Genomic DNA, 14,525 nt, shown 5'->3' on the forward strand with positions numbered 1-14,525 from the left:
CTGGATGGATATCGGGATGATTCGAGGCCTGGGCACCGTTGTCGTGATGGTGGCCTTTATCGGCCTGGCCTTGTGGGTGTTCAGCCCCAAACGCAAGTCGGAGTTTGAAGACGCGACGTTGCTGCCCTTCGCGGATGATCCCGAAGCCATCAAGCACGTCGTAGAAGCGTCTAGGAGTAACAAAGAATGACTACGTTCTGGAGTCTGTACGTCACAGTCCTCAGTCTGGGTACCATTTTCGCCCTGACCTGGCTGCTGCTGTCGACCCGCAAGGGCCAGCGCGCCGAGCAAACCGATGAAACCGTCGGCCACTCGTTCGACGGCATCGAGGAGTACGACAACCCGCTGCCCAAATGGTGGTTCATGCTGTTCGTCGGCACCATCATCTTCGCCCTCGGTTACCTGGCGCTGTACCCTGGCCTGGGCAACTGGAAAGGCCTGCTGCCGGGCTACAGCTACCTCGACAACGACAAGCAAACCCCGTTTGCCAATGGCCAGACCGGCTGGACCGGCGTGCACGAATGGGAAAAGGAAATGGCCAAGTCGGACGCCCGGTTCGGGCCGATCTTCGCCAAGTTCGCCGCCATGCCGATCGAAGAAGTGGCCAAGGACCCGCAAGCCTTGAAGATGGGTGGCCGCCTGTTCGCCTCCAACTGCTCGGTGTGCCACGGTTCCGACGCCAAGGGTGCCTACGGCTTCCCCAACCTGACCGACGCCGACTGGCGCTGGGGCGGCGACCCGGCCACCATCAAGGAAACCATCATGAAGGGCCGCCACGCGGTGATGCCGGCGTGGGCCGAAGTCATTGGCGAGCAAGGCGTGGCCGATGTGGCCGGCTTTGTGGTGACCAACCTCGATGGCCGCAAATTGCCGGAAGGCGCGAAGGCAGACGTGGCCAACGGCGAGAAACTCTTCGCCGCCAACTGCGTGGCGTGCCACGGTCCCGCCGGTAAAGGTACCCCCGCCATGGGTGCACCTGACCTGACCCACCCTGGCGCGTTCATCTACGGCTCGAGCTTCGCGCAACTGCAGCAGACCATCCGTTATGGCCGTCAGGGCCAGATGCCTGCGCAGGAGCAGTTGCAGGGCAATGACAAGGTGCACTTGCTGGCGGCGTATGTTTACAGCCTGTCCCATGGAGACAAGGCAGCTGAGGAGCAGTAAGCATTAAAACCAAAAAGCCCCGCGCAGCCAATGCTGCGCGGGGCTTTGGTAATGGGCATTGGTGGAACTCAACTTACCCCGAGGACGAGGCGTTACCGTTCTTCATGCACTTGGTCCACTCTTTTAATAGCAGCGTTGATCGCCCCCCGATCAGCCGATTTAGACCAATCCGTCAGTCCTAACTGTGCCACTAACTCAGGACGACTCAAGATTTCCCGCGCGACCATCGCTTCATCTGGGCCGCGATCATGACGCGTCCCATCCGCGATGTTCTTCAGTGAAGCGTAAGTCACACCCTCCCTGCGATCAATCCCACCCCAACTGCGCTCCGGGTAATAGGTGTCATATTCATTCAGGAGCTTTTGCGCCAGTTCTTTATCACTCATCGTGGCCAGGGGAAACCCCATATTCTGACCCACGGTTATGATACTTTCACGATCGATTTTGCCATCGTGCTTATGCTTTCCGTACCCATCGAGTTTCTCCATGAGTACAGGATTTTCCAGCAGCGAACGGGCGAAATTCATGTCGTCACTGCTGTAGCCACTCTGCGCAGAGGCATACGCTACCTGTCGTAGAGAGTCGCGGGTGATGTAGTCTGGTTGCGCAGGGTCGGCATACTTATCAAAGTTTCTGAGTAGACGGTCGGCCACCCGATAATCATTTCAACTACTGAATTGCTCTACGCTGATGCCAGAGGATACTGGCAGCGTCGAAGCCGATGGTGGAACGGCTCCAACATTATGCGTGTCATTAGCACGTTGAATGGTCATTGGTTTCCTCGATTTGAATAACGTCAAAACAAAATAAATTTATCGGCGCGCAAGAGACCTAGGCATAACGTTCAACAATTGCTCATCAAAGGTTTCATCGTGGTAACGCTACGCGCTGCTACAAAACATTGCCGAACACTGATCCAGACTTGATCTCAACGTCGGCATTTCCTGCGTGGCAATAACGCGATCAGCGTTCCTACAACAAACGTTTCATTCTGTGTAAACAAAGGCTCGTTTGGGCCTAAGAACTGATATCGCAGAAGCGTCAGCTTCCTAACCAATCGTTGTAGGTTATTTAACAGCGCAAAAAGCAGTTATAAAAACGCCACCACACCGGCCCGTAGACCTCTCCTGATTTACTTACTCAACACCAGGAAGTCGCAAGGGAAACGGCAAGGTGCACTTGCTGGCGGCGTATGTTTCGGACTGTCCCATGGGAACAAGCCGCCAGACGCCGTGTGAGGAAAAGCGGTGAAAAAAACGGCCCCGCCAGTGGAGATTGGCGGGCCGTTTTGTTTTCAAGTCGAAAAAGTCGTCACCGCCAGCAACGCATCTACATTTGAGATTGATCAAGAAAACCGCAGGTAGTAACGTGACTACATTCGTACTCCATACGGAGGTTAGCCCCCATGACCATCACCACCATTTCCAGCCGTGAATTCAATCAAGACACAAGCGGTGCCAAAAAAGCCGCCCGCCAAGGCCCGGTTTTTATCACTGACCGGGGCAAGCCTGCCCATGTACTGCTAAGCATTGAGGACTACCAAAAACTGACAGGCCTCAATGCCGACATCGTTGACCTGTTGGTGATGCCAGAAGCGGCAGATATCGAGTTCGAAACCGAACGCGCCGTGATCACTCATCGACCCGTGGACTTCACTTGATGTATCTACTCGACACCAACGTCATCTCTGAACTGCGCAAACCCCAGGCCGATGCCAAGGTCGTCGCCTGGGCCAAAAGTGTCATCGCGCCACGGATGTATATTTCAGCCATTACCTTGAAGGAACTGGAAACAGGAGTCCTGCGAATGGAGCGGCGTGATCCCGCCCAGGGGAAGGTTTTGCGCACATGGCTCAAGCGCCATGTCATGCCGGCGTTTGATGCCAGAATCCTGCCGATTGATGCAGCAGTTGCCCTGCGCTGTGCCAGCTTGCATGTGCCAGACCAAGCCAACGAAAGTGACGCGCTGATCGCTGCAACCGCGCTGGTTCATGGGCTGACAGTGGTCACGCGCAACACTGGCGACTTTCAATCCAGCGGCGTCGCGCTGATCAATCCATGGGACGAATGACCGGTAAGGCTGAAAAAACCGTCCATACTTCACAAGTCAATTGACCCAGATCACGTACACCATCAATTGATTTCCCCCAACGCGACCAAAGGTCGCACCCGTCGAAGGGTATCAGGGGCGTATCATTAGGCCACTGCAACACCCCTATTTTGACCCCGGCTGGCACGTACTGGCCGAGGCAAATCTCCACTGCCGTGGGATGCAATGATGAGCAACCAGATTCCGGTACATGACGTTACTCCGCCTGCCAAAAATTCGAATAACACCGTCGATCTCTACGCATCGCGGGAGAAAATCTACACCCGTGCCTTCACCGGTTTGTTCCGCAATCTGCGGATGCTCGGGGGGGCCGGTTTGTTCCTGCTCTACTTCGGCACCGTGTGGCTGAACTGGGGTGGCCACCAGGCTGTCTGGTGGAACCTGCCGGAGCGTAAATTCTTCATTTTTGGCGCGACTTTCTGGCCCCAGGATTTCATCCTGCTGTCGGGCATCCTGATCGTGGCGGCGTTTGGCCTGTTCTTCATCACCGTGTATGCCGGCCGCGTCTGGTGCGGCTACACCTGCCCGCAAAGCGTGTGGACCTGGATCTTCATGTGGTGCGAAAAGGTCACCGAAGGCGACCGCAACCAGCGCATCAAGCTGGACAAGGCGCCGATGAGCGCCAACAAGTTCCTGCGCAAGTTCGGCAAGCACAGCCTGTGGCTGATCATCGGCTTCGTCACCGGCATGACCTTTGTCGGCTACTTCTCGCCGATCCGTGAACTGGTGTTCGATTTCTTCACCGGCCAGGCGGATGGCTGGTCGTATTTTTGGGTCGGCTTCTTCACCCTCGCCACCTACGGCAACGCCGGCTGGCTGCGCGAGCAGGTGTGCATCTACATGTGCCCGTATGCGCGTTTCCAGAGCGTGATGTTCGACAAGGACACGATGATCGTTTCCTACGACCCGCGCCGTGGCGAAGTCCGTGGGCCGCGCAAAAAAGGTATCGACTACAAGGCCCAGGGCTTGGGGGACTGCATCGATTGCACGATGTGCGTGCAGGTGTGCCCTACCGGCATCGACATCCGTGACGGCCTGCAGATTGAATGCATCGGCTGCGCGGCCTGCATCGACGCCTGCGACAACATCATGGACAAGATGGAATACCCGCGCGGGCTGATCAGCTACACCACCGAGCACAACCTGTCCGGGCAGAAAACCCATAAGCTGCGCCCGCGCCTGATCGGTTATGCCCTGGTGCTGCTGGCGATGATCAGCCTGTTGGTGGCCGCCTTCTTCGTGCGCTCGCTGGTGGGTTTCGACGTCAGCAAGGACCGCGTGCTGTACCGCGAAAACGCCGAGGGCCGGATCGAAAACGTCTACAGCCTGAAGATCATGAACAAGGACCAGCGCGACCACACCTACGTGCTTGACGCCGCAGGCCTGCCAGACCTCAAGCTGCAAGGCCGGCGCGAGATCAAGGTAGCGGCCGGGGAAATCTTCAGCATGCCGGTGGAGTTGTCGAGCGCACCGGAACAACTGCCGTCGAGCACCAACGAGGTGAAATTCATCCTCAGGGATGCCGATGACGACAGCGTCCACATTGAAGCCAAGAGCCGATTCATCGGCCCACAAGTCCGTTAATAGAGAGCCGAACAATGCCCGCAGCTACTGCCGCAAGCCCCTGGTACAAGCACCTTTGGCCCTGGATCATCATTGGGATCCTGACCTGCTCGGTGACGTTGACCTTGTCCATGGTGACCATCGCGGTGAACAACCCCGACAACCTGGTCAACGACAACTATTACGAGGCCGGCAAAGGCATCAACCGTTCCCTGGACCGCGAACTGCTGGCCCAGACTCTGCAACTGCGGGCCAAGGTGCACCTGGACGAGTTGACCGGCGAAGTCGAATTGCACCTGACCGGCAACAGCGGGCCCGGCACCCTGGAGCTGAACCTGATTTCGCCGACCCAGCCGGAGAAGGATCGCAAGATCATCCTGACCCGCAGCGACAGCGAACCCGGCCGCTACATCGGCCAGGTGACCGACAAGGTCGAAGGCCGCCGCTTCGTCGAGCTGCTGGGGGTGGAAGGCGACCGGACCTGGCGTATGTTTGAAGAAGAACAGGTCAGCCATGACAAGGACTTGCTGCTGGGCGACGAGCCGCTGCAGGGTGCTGAAGACCTGAAAAAATAGAGCGTCACCTGTTTGATCGTTCCCACGCTCTGCGTGGGAATGCATCCCGTGACGCTCCGCGTCACAAGAGCGGACGCGGAGCGTCCAGCGAAGCGTTCCCACGCAGAGCGTGGGAACGATCATCGGAACTGAGCCATGACCACCCCGACCCCTTGCTACCACTGCGCCCTGCCCGTGCCGCCCGGCAGCCGGTTCACTGCCGTGATCCTCGGCGAGCCCCGCGAGCTGTGCTGCCCGGGCTGCCAGGCGGTGGCCGAGGCGATTGTGGCCGGTGGCCTGGAAAGCTATTACCAGCACCGCAGCGAAGCCTCGGCCAACCCCGAGGCGCTGCCGGTGCAACTGGTGGACGAGCTGGCGCTGTATGACCGTGCCGATGTGCAAAAGCCTTTCGTGCGCCACGACGGTGACCTGTCGGAAGCCACACTGTTGATGGAAGGCATCAGTTGCGCCGCCTGTGGCTGGCTGATCGAAAAACACCTGCGCAGCCTGCCCGCCGTGGCCGAGGCGCGGCTGAACCTGTCCAACCACCGCCTGCACGTGCGTTGGGCCGATGGGCAACTGCCCCTGAGCCAACTGCTCGGCGAGTTGCGCCACATCGGCTACGCCGCCCACCCGTATCAAGCCGACCGTGCCGCTGAACAACTGGCCAGCGAAAACCGCCTGGCCCTGCGTCAACTGGGGGTGGCCGGGCTGCTGTGGTTCCAGGCGATGATGGCGACGATGGCCACCTGGCCGGAATTCAATATCGACCTGAGCCCGGAGCTGCACGTGATCCTGCGCTGGGTCGCGATGTTTCTGACAACGCCCATCGTGTTCTACAGCTGCGCGCCGTTTTTCAAGGGGGCGATGCGCGACCTGCGCACCCGCCACCTGACCATGGATGTTTCGGTGTCCCTGGCCATTGGCGGTGCCTACCTGGCCGGAATCTGGACCGCCATCACCGGCACCGGCGAACTGTATTTCGATGCAGTCGGCATGTTTGCCCTGTTCCTGCTGGCCGGGCGTTACCTGGAGCGTCGCGCCCGGGAACGCACGGCGGCAGCCACCGCGCAGTTGGTCAACCTGTTGCCGGCCTCGTGCCTGCGCATGAGTGCCGATGGGCAGAGTGAACGGATCCTGCTCAGCGAGCTGGCCCTGGGCGACCGGGTACTGGTGCATCCGGGGGCGGTGCTGCCAGCAGACGGCATCATCCTCGACGGCCAGTCGAGCATCGACGAATCGCTGCTGACCGGCGAGTACCTGCCGCAACCACGCCAGGTCGGCGATGCCGTCACTGCCGGCACCCTCAACGTCGAAGGTGCGCTGACCGTCGAAGTCCGCGCCCTGGGCCACGACACGCGCCTGTCGGCCATCGTGCGCCTGCTGGAGCGGGCCCAGGCGGAGAAACCCCGGCTGGCGGAGATCGCCGACCGCGCCGCCCAATGGTTCCTGTTGTGCTCGTTGGTCGCCGCTGCGGTCATCGGCCTGGTGTGGTGGGAGCTGGATTCGTCACGGGCGTTCTGGATCGTCCTGGCGATGCTGGTTGCGACCTGCCCTTGCGCCCTCTCACTGGCAACACCCACCGCCCTGACGGCAGCCACCGGCACCCTGCACAAACTCGGCCTGCTGCTGACCCGCGGCCACGTGCTGGAAGGCCTGAACCAGATCGACACGGTGATTTTCGACAAGACCGGCACCCTTACCGAAGGTCGCCTGGCGTTGCGCGCGATCCGCCCGTTGAGCCTGCTGGGCAGCGACGAGTGCCTGAGCCTTGCGGCGGCGCTGGAGCAACGTTCGGAACATCCGATCGCCCGCGCATTCGGCCGCGCGCCGTTGGCGGCGGATGAAGTGCTCAGCACGCCGGGCCTGGGCCTGGAAGGCCGCGTCGGTGACCGCCGGTTGCGCATTGGCCAGCCGGGTTTTGTCTGCGAACTGAGCGGCTGCGCCCTCCCCGCCTCGCCGAAGGAAGCCGGCCAATGGCTGCTGCTGGGCGACACCGGCGGCGCCCTGGCCTGGTTTGTCCTGGATGACCGCCTGCGCAGCGACGCGCCCGCCTTGCTCGCCGCCTGCAAGGCACGCGGCTGGCGCACGTTGCTGCTGTCGGGAGACAGCTCGCCGATGGTTGCCAGTGTCGCCGCCGAGCTGGGCATCAACGAAGCCCATGGCGGCCTGCGTCCCGATGACAAGCTGCAAATGCTGCAACAGCTGCACAAGGAAGGCCGCAAGGTGCTGATGCTCGGCGATGGCGTCAACGATGTGCCGGTGCTGGCCGCCGCCGATATCAGCGTGGCCATGGGCTCGGCCACCGACCTGGCCAAGACCAGCGCCGACGCGGTGTTGCTGTCGAACCGCCTCGACGCCCTGGTGCAAGCCTTTACCCTGGCCCGGCGCACCCGCCGGGTAATCATTGAAAACCTGCTGTGGGCCGGGCTGTACAATGGCCTGATGTTGCCGTTTGCCGCCCTCGGCTGGATCACTCCCATCTGGGCGGCGATCGGCATGTCCCTCAGTTCGTTGACCGTGGTGCTCAATGCCCTGCGCCTGACTCGCATGCCGAGCACGCCAGCCGTGAGCCCCGCCCCCGTAACCCGCCCGCTGCCGGCTTGAGCCGCGCGGGCATGGAGTGCAGATGCCAGCTCTTTACGTGATGATCCCGGCGGCGCTGTTGATCGTGGCCATCGCCATTTACATCTTCTTCTGGGCGGTGGACAGCGGCCAGTACGACGACCTCGATGGCCCGGCCCACAGCGTGCTGTTCGATGACCAGGACCCGAACCACCTGGCGGCCGTCGATGAAGCCAACGGCCCTGAACAACCGCCCAAGCCGAAAGATCCGCCCCATGCTTGAACTGGCGCCCCTGCTGGTCTCGGCGGTGATCCTCGGCCTGCTGGGCGGCGGCCATTGCCTGGGTATGTGTGGCGGCCTGATGGGCGCGCTGACCCTGGCGATTCCCAAGGAGCAACGCAGTCGGCGCTTTCGCCTGCTGCTGGCCTACAACCTGGGGCGCATCCTCAGCTACGCCACCGCGGGCTTGCTGATCGGCCTGGCCGGCTGGGCCGTGGCCAACAGTCCGGCAGCGATGTTCATGCGCATCCTCGCCGGGCTGTTGCTGATCTGCATGGGCTTGTACCTGGCTGGCTGGTGGAGCGGCCTGACCCGTATCGAAAGCCTCGGGCGCGGCCTGTGGCGGCATATCCAGCCGGTTGCCAACCGTTTGCTGCCGGTGTCCAGCCTGCCCCGGGCGTTGCTGCTGGGTGCGCTCTGGGGCTGGTTGCCGTGCGGGTTGGTCTACAGCACGTTGCTGTGGGCGGCCAGCCAGGGCAATGCGCTGGACAGTGCGGTGCTGATGCTCGCGTTCGGCCTTGGCACCTGGCCCGTACTGCTGGCCACGGGCTTAGCCGCTGATCGAGTCACCGCGTTATTGCGCAAACGCAGCGTGCGGATGGCTGGTGGCCTGCTGGTCATCCTGTTCGGCATCTGGACCTTGCCCGGGCCGCACCAGCACTGGCTGATGGGCCACTAGATCGCCATGTGGCATAGCGCCGCTCCCCGTTGATGCAAATCAAGATGGCTTCCCCACCCAGCCCCTAGACTCGGCCCACTAGCCTATCCGGGGGAACGCCCGCATGCTCGACGCCATTCGTTGGGACACTGATCTGATTCACCGCTACGACCTGGCGGGGCCACGCTATACCTCGTACCCCACCGCCGTACAATTCGACAGCCAGGTCGGCACCTTCGACCTGCTCCACGCCCTGCGCGACAGCCGCAAGGCCGTACGGCCCCTGTCGCTGTATGTGCATGTGCCGTTTTGCGCCAACATTTGCTACTACTGCGCCTGCAACAAGGTCATCACCAAGGATCGCGGCCGGGCTCACGCCTATCTGCAACGCCTGGAGCAGGAAATCCAGTTGGTGGCGTGCCACCTCGACCCCAAACAGCCGGTGGAGCAGCTGCACTTCGGCGGCGGCACCCCGACCTTTCTCAGCCATGACGAGCTGCGTCAGGTCATGGGCCGCCTGCGCCAGCACTTCAACCTGCTGGACGATGACTCCGGCGACTACGGGATTGAAATCGACCCACGGGAAGCCGACTGGGCGACCATGGGCCTGCTGCGTGAACTGGGGTTCAACCGCGTCAGTATCGGCGTGCAGGACCTGGACCCCGAAGTGCAGCGTGCGGTGAACCGCCTGCAAAGCCTGGAAGAAACCCGCGCAGTGATCGACGCAGCGCGCACCCTGCAGTTTCGTTCGATCAATATCGACCTGATCTACGGTTTGCCCAAGCAGACACCGCTGAATTTCGCACGCACCGTGGAAGAAGTCATCAGCCTGCAACCCGACCGCCTCTCGGTGTTCAACTACGCACACCTGCCGGAACGGTTCATGCCCCAGCGACGGATCAACACCGACGACCTGCCCTCCCCGGCGGAAAAACTGCTGATGCTGCAAACCACCATCGAGCAGTTGACCCAGGCGGGCTACCGCTACATCGGCATGGACCACTTTGCCCTGCCAGACGACGAATTGGCCGTCGCCCAGGAAGAAGGCACGCTGCAACGCAACTTCCAGGGCTACACCACCCACGGGCATTGCGATTTGATCGGGCTTGGGGTGTCGGCGATCAGCCAGATCGGCGACCTGTACTGCCAGAACAGCAGCGACCTGAACCACTACCAGAATGCCCTCGCCGGCGCGCAACTGGCCACCAGCCGTGGGTTGTTATGCACCACGGATGACCGGCTGCGACGGGAAGTGATCCAGCAGTTGATCTGCACGTTCAGCCTGAATTTCGAGAAGATCGAACAGGCTTTCAACATCGATTTTCGCGGCTATTTCGACGAACTCTGGCCGCAACTGGAGGCGATGACCGAGGACGGACTGATCGAACTCGACCCACAGGGCATCCGCGTATTGCCGGCGGGACGCCTGCTGGTACGCTCGGTGTGCATGGTGTTCGATGCCTATCTGGAGCACCAGAATCGGCAACGATTTTCGCGGGTAATCTGAACCTGTCCTACTTCGCCAGCAGGGCCATCGCTTCCAGCTGCGACTCGGGAGACTCGTCCTTCAAGGCCTTTGTCAACTGCGATTGGGCCGTCATCAAGCCGGCCTGCAATGTCGCGATATCACTCTGCAAGGCGGCCACTCTGGCCTGCCTTGCCTGCGGGGTCTTTGAGGCGTCGGACATGGCAGCTGAGAGCTGAGCCATCTTCTCGGCGAGCTGTTTTCTCATCTCGCGAATCATTTTCAACAGCTGCTTGATGTTGTCTTTCAGGTTGCTGTCGTCAATGTCCTTGTTGGAGTTGGTGCTGGCCTTGGAGGCTTTCAGCCCCGCCCCCGAGATATCCACCACCAGTCCTTGGGGCTTGGTGTCAGTGGCCCGATCGGTAGAAGACGCTTGGTCTTTATCGTCTGCAGCGGGGTCTTTTTTCGCATCAGGCACGGTTAGCGAAGAAACAATGGCAGGGTTGGTTGCGCCAATGGAAAGCATGATCTGAGCCTCCAGCTCTAGGAGTGACAATCTTGTATCGACCTCGATACAAAATTCTTTATACCGCTGCTGCTTTTCTGTACACGCTGGCCTGATTGCCCCCCGGTGCGTTACCCTTACGTCTTATGTGTGTTTTCCCACAAGGATTTAAGAAATGTCCGAGCCAGTTAAACTGCGCGCTCATAGCCAGGCTCATTGCAAGGATTGCAGCCTGGCCCCCCTCTGCCTGCCACTTTCGTTGAATCTGGAAGACATGGAAGCGCTGGACGAGATCGTTAAACGCGGTCGCCCACTGAAAAAAGGCGAGTTCCTGTTTCGCCAGGGTGACAAGTTTGACTCCGTTTATGCAGTACGTTCTGGCGCGCTGAAAACCTTCAGCCTGAGCGATGGCGGCGAAGAACAGATCACCGGCTTCCACCTGCCGAGCGAACTGGTCGGACTGTCGGGCATGGACACTGAGATTCACCCCGTGTCGGCCCAGGCCCTGGAAACCACATCGGTGTGTGAAATCCCGTTCGAACGCCTGGATGAACTGGCCCTGCAGCTGCCGCAATTGCGTCGCCAGTTGATGCGCGTGATGAGCCGGGAAATCCGCGACGACCAACAGATGATGCTGTTGTTGTCGAAGAAAACCGCCGACGAGCGTATTGCCACTTTCCTGGTCAACCTTTCCGCACGTTTCCGCGCGCGGGGTTTCTCGGCCAACCAGTTCCGCCTGAGCATGTCGCGCAACGAAATCGGCAACTACCTGGGCCTGGCGGTGGAAACCGTGTCCCGGGTATTCACCCGCTTCCAGCAGAACGAGTTGATTGCGGCCGAAGGCAAGGAAGTGCATATCCTCGACCCGATCCAGCTCTGCGCATTGGCTGGCGGTTCGCTCGACGGTTGATCCAGACGCTTGCGGCCGAGCCAATCGGCTGGGCCGCAGGTATACTTCGAGTCCGCTTTCCTCCCCAGGACTCCTCGACGATGGTCTTCGATTCGTTCGACATCAAATCCCTGATTCGCCCAGTCATCGACTTCCCCAAGCCTGGGGTGATCTTTCGCGATATCACGCCGCTGTTCCAGTCGCCCAAGGCCTTGCGCCTGGTGGCCGATACCTTTGTGCACCGCTACGTCGAAGCCGACTTCACCCACATTGGTGCGATGGATGCCCGGGGCTTCTTGATCGGTTCGATCATTGCCTATCAGTTGAACAAACCGCTGATCCTGTTCCGCAAGCAAGGCAAATTGCCGGCTGACGTGCTGGCCGAGAGTTACCAGACCGAATACGGCGAAGCCTTCCTGGAAGTGCACGCCGACAGCCTGTGTGAAGGTGATTCGGTGCTGATGTTCGATGACCTGATCGCCACCGGCGGCACGCTGATCGCGGCGGCCAACCTGGCCCGGCGCATGGGCGCACGGATTTTCGAAGCGGCGGCGATCATTGACCTGCCGGAGCTGGGTGGGTCCCAGCGCCTGGAAGACATGGGCATTGCGACGTTCTGCCTGACGCAGTTTGCCCTGACAGACCAATAACCCGGGATTCGTGTGGCGAGGGAGCTTGCTCCCGCTGGAGTGCGCAGCGCTCCCAAAGATCTTGGGGCCGCTACGCAGCCCAGCGGGAGCAAGCTCCCTCGCCACAGCTCCCTCGCCACAAAAGCGCTTTCTACAAGCCCATCTGCTTGCTGATGATTTCGTTCATCACTTCCCGAGTCCCGCCACCGATGGACAGGATGCGGTTGTCGCGATACAGCCGCTCCACCAGGTTGCCGCGCATGTAGCCCTGGCCGCCGAGGATCTGCACGGCATCAAAGGTCACGCGGTCGGCGGTGTCGGTGGCGAGGTTCTTGGCCATCGAGATCTCCTTGATCACACTCTTGCCCGCGGCCATCTTGGCGGCCTGGCGGTAGGTGAATTCCCGCGAGACCTCCACCGCCGTGGCCATTTCCGCCAGGCGATGCTTGAGCACCTGGAACTTGCCGATGGGTTTGCCGAAGGCCTCGCGCTGGGCCGCCCACTTCAGGCTTTCCTCCAGGGCCATCTGCGCAGTCATATTGGCCATCAGGGCCAGGGCCAGGCGCTCGCTCTGGAAGTTGCCCATGATGCAGGCGAAACCCATGTTCTCGGCGCCGATCAGATTGCCTGCCGGTACGCGGCAATCGTCGAAGAACAGTTCGGCCGTGTCCGACGCCCACCAGCCCATCTTCTTCAGCGGTGTACCGGTGGTGAAGCCAGGGGTGTCCTTTTCGATCAACAACAGGCTGATACCGCCAAACCCCGGCCCACCGGTACGCACGGCGACGGTATAGAAGTCGGCACGCTGGCCGCTGGTGATAAAGGTTTTGCTGCCGCTGACGCGGTAATGGTCGCCGTCGCGCACGGCACGGGTCTGCAGGCTGGCGACATCGGAGCCGCCACCGGGCTCGGTGACGGCCAGGGCGGCGATCTTCTCGCCGGATAACACCTGCGGCGCCACACGATCGCGCACCTCGGGCCGGGCCCATTTGACGATGGGCGGCAAGCCGATATCCAGCGAGCCCAACCCTGCCACTACCCCGCCGGAGCCGCAGCGCATCAGCTCTTCGCTGGCCGCGACCTTGGCGAACAGGTCACCTTCGTGGCTGCCTCCAAGGGCTTCGGGGTAACCGATGCCCAGGATCCCCGCCGCACCGGCCTTGAGGTACAGCTCCCGGGGGAAGCTTTCCGCTTCCTCCCACTGCTCGATGCCCGGCAACATCTCGCGCTCGACGAAACGACGCACGCTGTCGCGGACCAATTGGTGGCTGGGGTCGAAGTATTCCTGATAGGCAGACATCGGCAAGCTCCACGGGACGGTAGAGCGAACTTACCAAGCGCTTGCTTGGTTATCAAGCAAGAGGAAAGACTCGTGAACGCCACAAAACAAATGTGGGAGCGGGCTTGCTCGCGAATGCGGTGTATCAGTCGCCAGATGCATTGACTGAACCACCGCATTCGCGAGCAAGCCCGCTCCCACATTTTGTTCTGCGGTGTTTGTTACAGGGCGATCGGCTTACGCCCGGCAAACGAATGCGCCAGGGTCCCGCCATCCACCAGTTCCAGCTCGCCACCCAACGGCACGCCGTGGGCGATGCGCGAGGTAATCAGGCCTTTGTTGGTCAGCAGCTGGGCGATGTAATGGGCCGTCGCTTCGCCTTCCACCGTGGGGTTGGTGGCCAGGATCACCTCGACGAACGTGCCCTGCTCCTCGATTCGCGTCACCAGTTGCGGAATACCAATCGCCTCCGGCCCCAGCCCGTCCAGCGGCGACAGGTGGCCCTTGAGCACAAAGTAGCGCCCGCGGTAACCGGTCTGCTCCACCGCGTAGACATCCATCGGCCCTTCGACCACGCACAGCAGCGTGTCGTCGCGACGCGGGTCGGCGCATTGCGGGCACAGCTCTTCCTCGGTCAGGGTGCGGCACTGGCGGCAGTGGCCGACCCCTTCCATCGCCTGGCTCAGGGCCTGGGCCAGTCGGGAGCCGCCGCTGCGATCACGCTCCAGCAGTTGCAGCGCCATGCGCTGGGCGGTTTTCTGGCCCACACCCGGCAAAGTGCGCAGGGCGTCGATCAGTTGACGAATCAGGGGGCTGAAGCTCATGGGGAAAGGTCCGACAAAACAACGAGACGCGGTTTATACCC

16 protein-coding genes are annotated in these 14,525 nt (G+C 61.2%); 12 read left to right on the forward strand and 4 right to left on the reverse strand.

Annotated features, from left to right (window positions below):
- Positions 1-4 precede the first annotated feature (4 nt).
- Both HX818_RS03910 and ccoP read left to right on the forward strand, forming a co-directional pair.
- A complete protein-coding gene (locus HX818_RS03910; RefSeq protein ID WP_008437575.1) occupies positions 5-190 on the forward strand; it encodes a CcoQ/FixQ family Cbb3-type cytochrome c oxidase assembly chaperone in 186 nt (61 codons plus the stop codon).
- Complete coding sequence (ccoP, locus tag HX818_RS03915; protein ID WP_177019528.1) at positions 187-1,164, forward strand: cytochrome-c oxidase, cbb3-type subunit III; 978 nt, start codon at positions 187-189, stop codon at positions 1,162-1,164. The genes HX818_RS03910 and ccoP overlap by 4 nt, the downstream gene beginning before the upstream one ends.
- Before the next feature lie 92 nt (positions 1,165-1,256).
- Here the strand turns inward: ccoP and HX818_RS03920 are convergent, their stop codons facing one another.
- Positions 1,257-1,817, reverse strand: a complete 561-nt coding sequence (locus tag HX818_RS03920; protein ID WP_177019529.1) for a hypothetical protein — start codon at positions 1,815-1,817, stop codon at positions 1,257-1,259.
- A gap of 752 nt (positions 1,818-2,569) precedes the next feature.
- Here HX818_RS03920 and HX818_RS03925 point away from each other — a divergent pair.
- The 8 genes from HX818_RS03925 to hemN all read left to right on the forward strand — a co-directional run bounded on the left by HX818_RS03925 (position 2,570) and on the right by hemN (position 10,400).
- Positions 2,570-2,824 carry a type II toxin-antitoxin system Phd/YefM family antitoxin gene (locus tag HX818_RS03925; RefSeq protein WP_003219024.1) on the forward strand — a complete coding sequence of 85 codons (255 nt, stop codon included), beginning with the start codon at positions 2,570-2,572 and terminating at the stop codon, positions 2,822-2,824.
- Positions 2,824-3,234, forward strand: a complete 411-nt coding sequence (locus HX818_RS03930; protein WP_087694843.1) for a type II toxin-antitoxin system VapC family toxin — start codon at positions 2,824-2,826, stop codon at positions 3,232-3,234. The genes HX818_RS03925 and HX818_RS03930 overlap by 1 nt, the downstream gene beginning before the upstream one ends.
- 207 nt (positions 3,235-3,441) lie before the next feature.
- Positions 3,442-4,857, forward strand: coding sequence for a cytochrome c oxidase accessory protein CcoG (gene ccoG / locus HX818_RS03935; RefSeq protein WP_003219028.1), 1,416 nt, complete (start codon positions 3,442-3,444; stop codon positions 4,855-4,857).
- A 14-nt stretch (positions 4,858-4,871) separates the two neighbouring features.
- Positions 4,872-5,411 (forward strand): FixH family protein, encoded by a 540-nt coding sequence (locus tag HX818_RS03940; RefSeq protein ID WP_008437568.1) that lies wholly within the window; start codon positions 4,872-4,874, stop codon positions 5,409-5,411.
- Between the two features lie 135 nt (positions 5,412-5,546).
- Positions 5,547-7,997: a heavy metal translocating P-type ATPase gene (locus tag HX818_RS03945; protein WP_177019530.1), complete on the forward strand. Its 2,451-nt coding sequence runs from the start codon at positions 5,547-5,549 to the stop codon at positions 7,995-7,997.
- Positions 7,998-8,019: 22 nt separating this feature from the next.
- Positions 8,020-8,238, forward strand: coding sequence for a cbb3-type cytochrome oxidase assembly protein CcoS (ccoS, locus tag HX818_RS03950; RefSeq protein ID WP_003219033.1), 219 nt, complete (start codon positions 8,020-8,022; stop codon positions 8,236-8,238).
- On the forward strand, positions 8,231-8,914 hold the full coding sequence (locus tag HX818_RS03955) for a sulfite exporter TauE/SafE family protein (RefSeq protein WP_008437566.1): 684 nt from the start codon (positions 8,231-8,233) through the stop codon (positions 8,912-8,914). The genes ccoS and HX818_RS03955 overlap by 8 nt, the downstream gene beginning before the upstream one ends.
- A 103-nt stretch (positions 8,915-9,017) precedes the next feature.
- The gene (gene hemN, locus HX818_RS03960) at positions 9,018-10,400 is read left to right on the forward strand and encodes an oxygen-independent coproporphyrinogen III oxidase (protein ID WP_177019531.1); all 1,383 of its coding nucleotides are present in this window, start codon (positions 9,018-9,020) and stop codon (positions 10,398-10,400) included.
- 7 nt (positions 10,401-10,407) lie between these two features.
- Here the strand turns inward: hemN and HX818_RS03965 are convergent, their stop codons facing one another.
- A complete protein-coding gene (locus tag HX818_RS03965; protein WP_003219041.1) occupies positions 10,408-10,884 on the reverse strand; it encodes a hypothetical protein in 477 nt (158 codons plus the stop codon).
- A 154-nt stretch (positions 10,885-11,038) separates the two neighbouring features.
- Between HX818_RS03965 and fnr the strand changes: the two genes are divergently transcribed.
- Together fnr and HX818_RS03975 are read left to right on the forward strand one after the other, a co-directional pair.
- Entirely contained in the window at positions 11,039-11,773 is a 735-nt protein-coding gene (gene fnr, locus HX818_RS03970; protein WP_003219044.1) for a fumarate/nitrate reduction transcriptional regulator Fnr, read from the forward strand.
- An 80-nt stretch (positions 11,774-11,853) separates the two neighbouring features.
- Complete coding sequence (locus HX818_RS03975; protein ID WP_003219046.1) at positions 11,854-12,402, forward strand: adenine phosphoribosyltransferase; 549 nt, start codon at positions 11,854-11,856, stop codon at positions 12,400-12,402.
- Between the two features lie 130 nt (positions 12,403-12,532).
- Here the strand turns inward: HX818_RS03975 and HX818_RS03980 are convergent, their stop codons facing one another.
- Together HX818_RS03980 and recR are read right to left on the reverse strand one after the other, a co-directional pair.
- Positions 12,533-13,681 (reverse strand): acyl-CoA dehydrogenase family protein, encoded by a 1,149-nt coding sequence (locus HX818_RS03980; protein ID WP_177019532.1) that lies wholly within the window; start codon positions 13,679-13,681, stop codon positions 12,533-12,535.
- Positions 13,682-13,881: 200 nt separating this feature from the next.
- The gene (recR, locus tag HX818_RS03985; RefSeq protein ID WP_003219049.1) at positions 13,882-14,484 is read right to left on the reverse strand and encodes a recombination mediator RecR; all 603 of its coding nucleotides are present in this window, start codon (positions 14,482-14,484) and stop codon (positions 13,882-13,884) included.
- Between the last annotated feature and the right edge of the window lie 41 nt (positions 14,485-14,525).

This window comes from Pseudomonas sp. F9001, assembly GCF_013385435.1.
Classification (GTDB): Bacteria; Pseudomonadota; Gammaproteobacteria; order Pseudomonadales; family Pseudomonadaceae; genus Aquipseudomonas.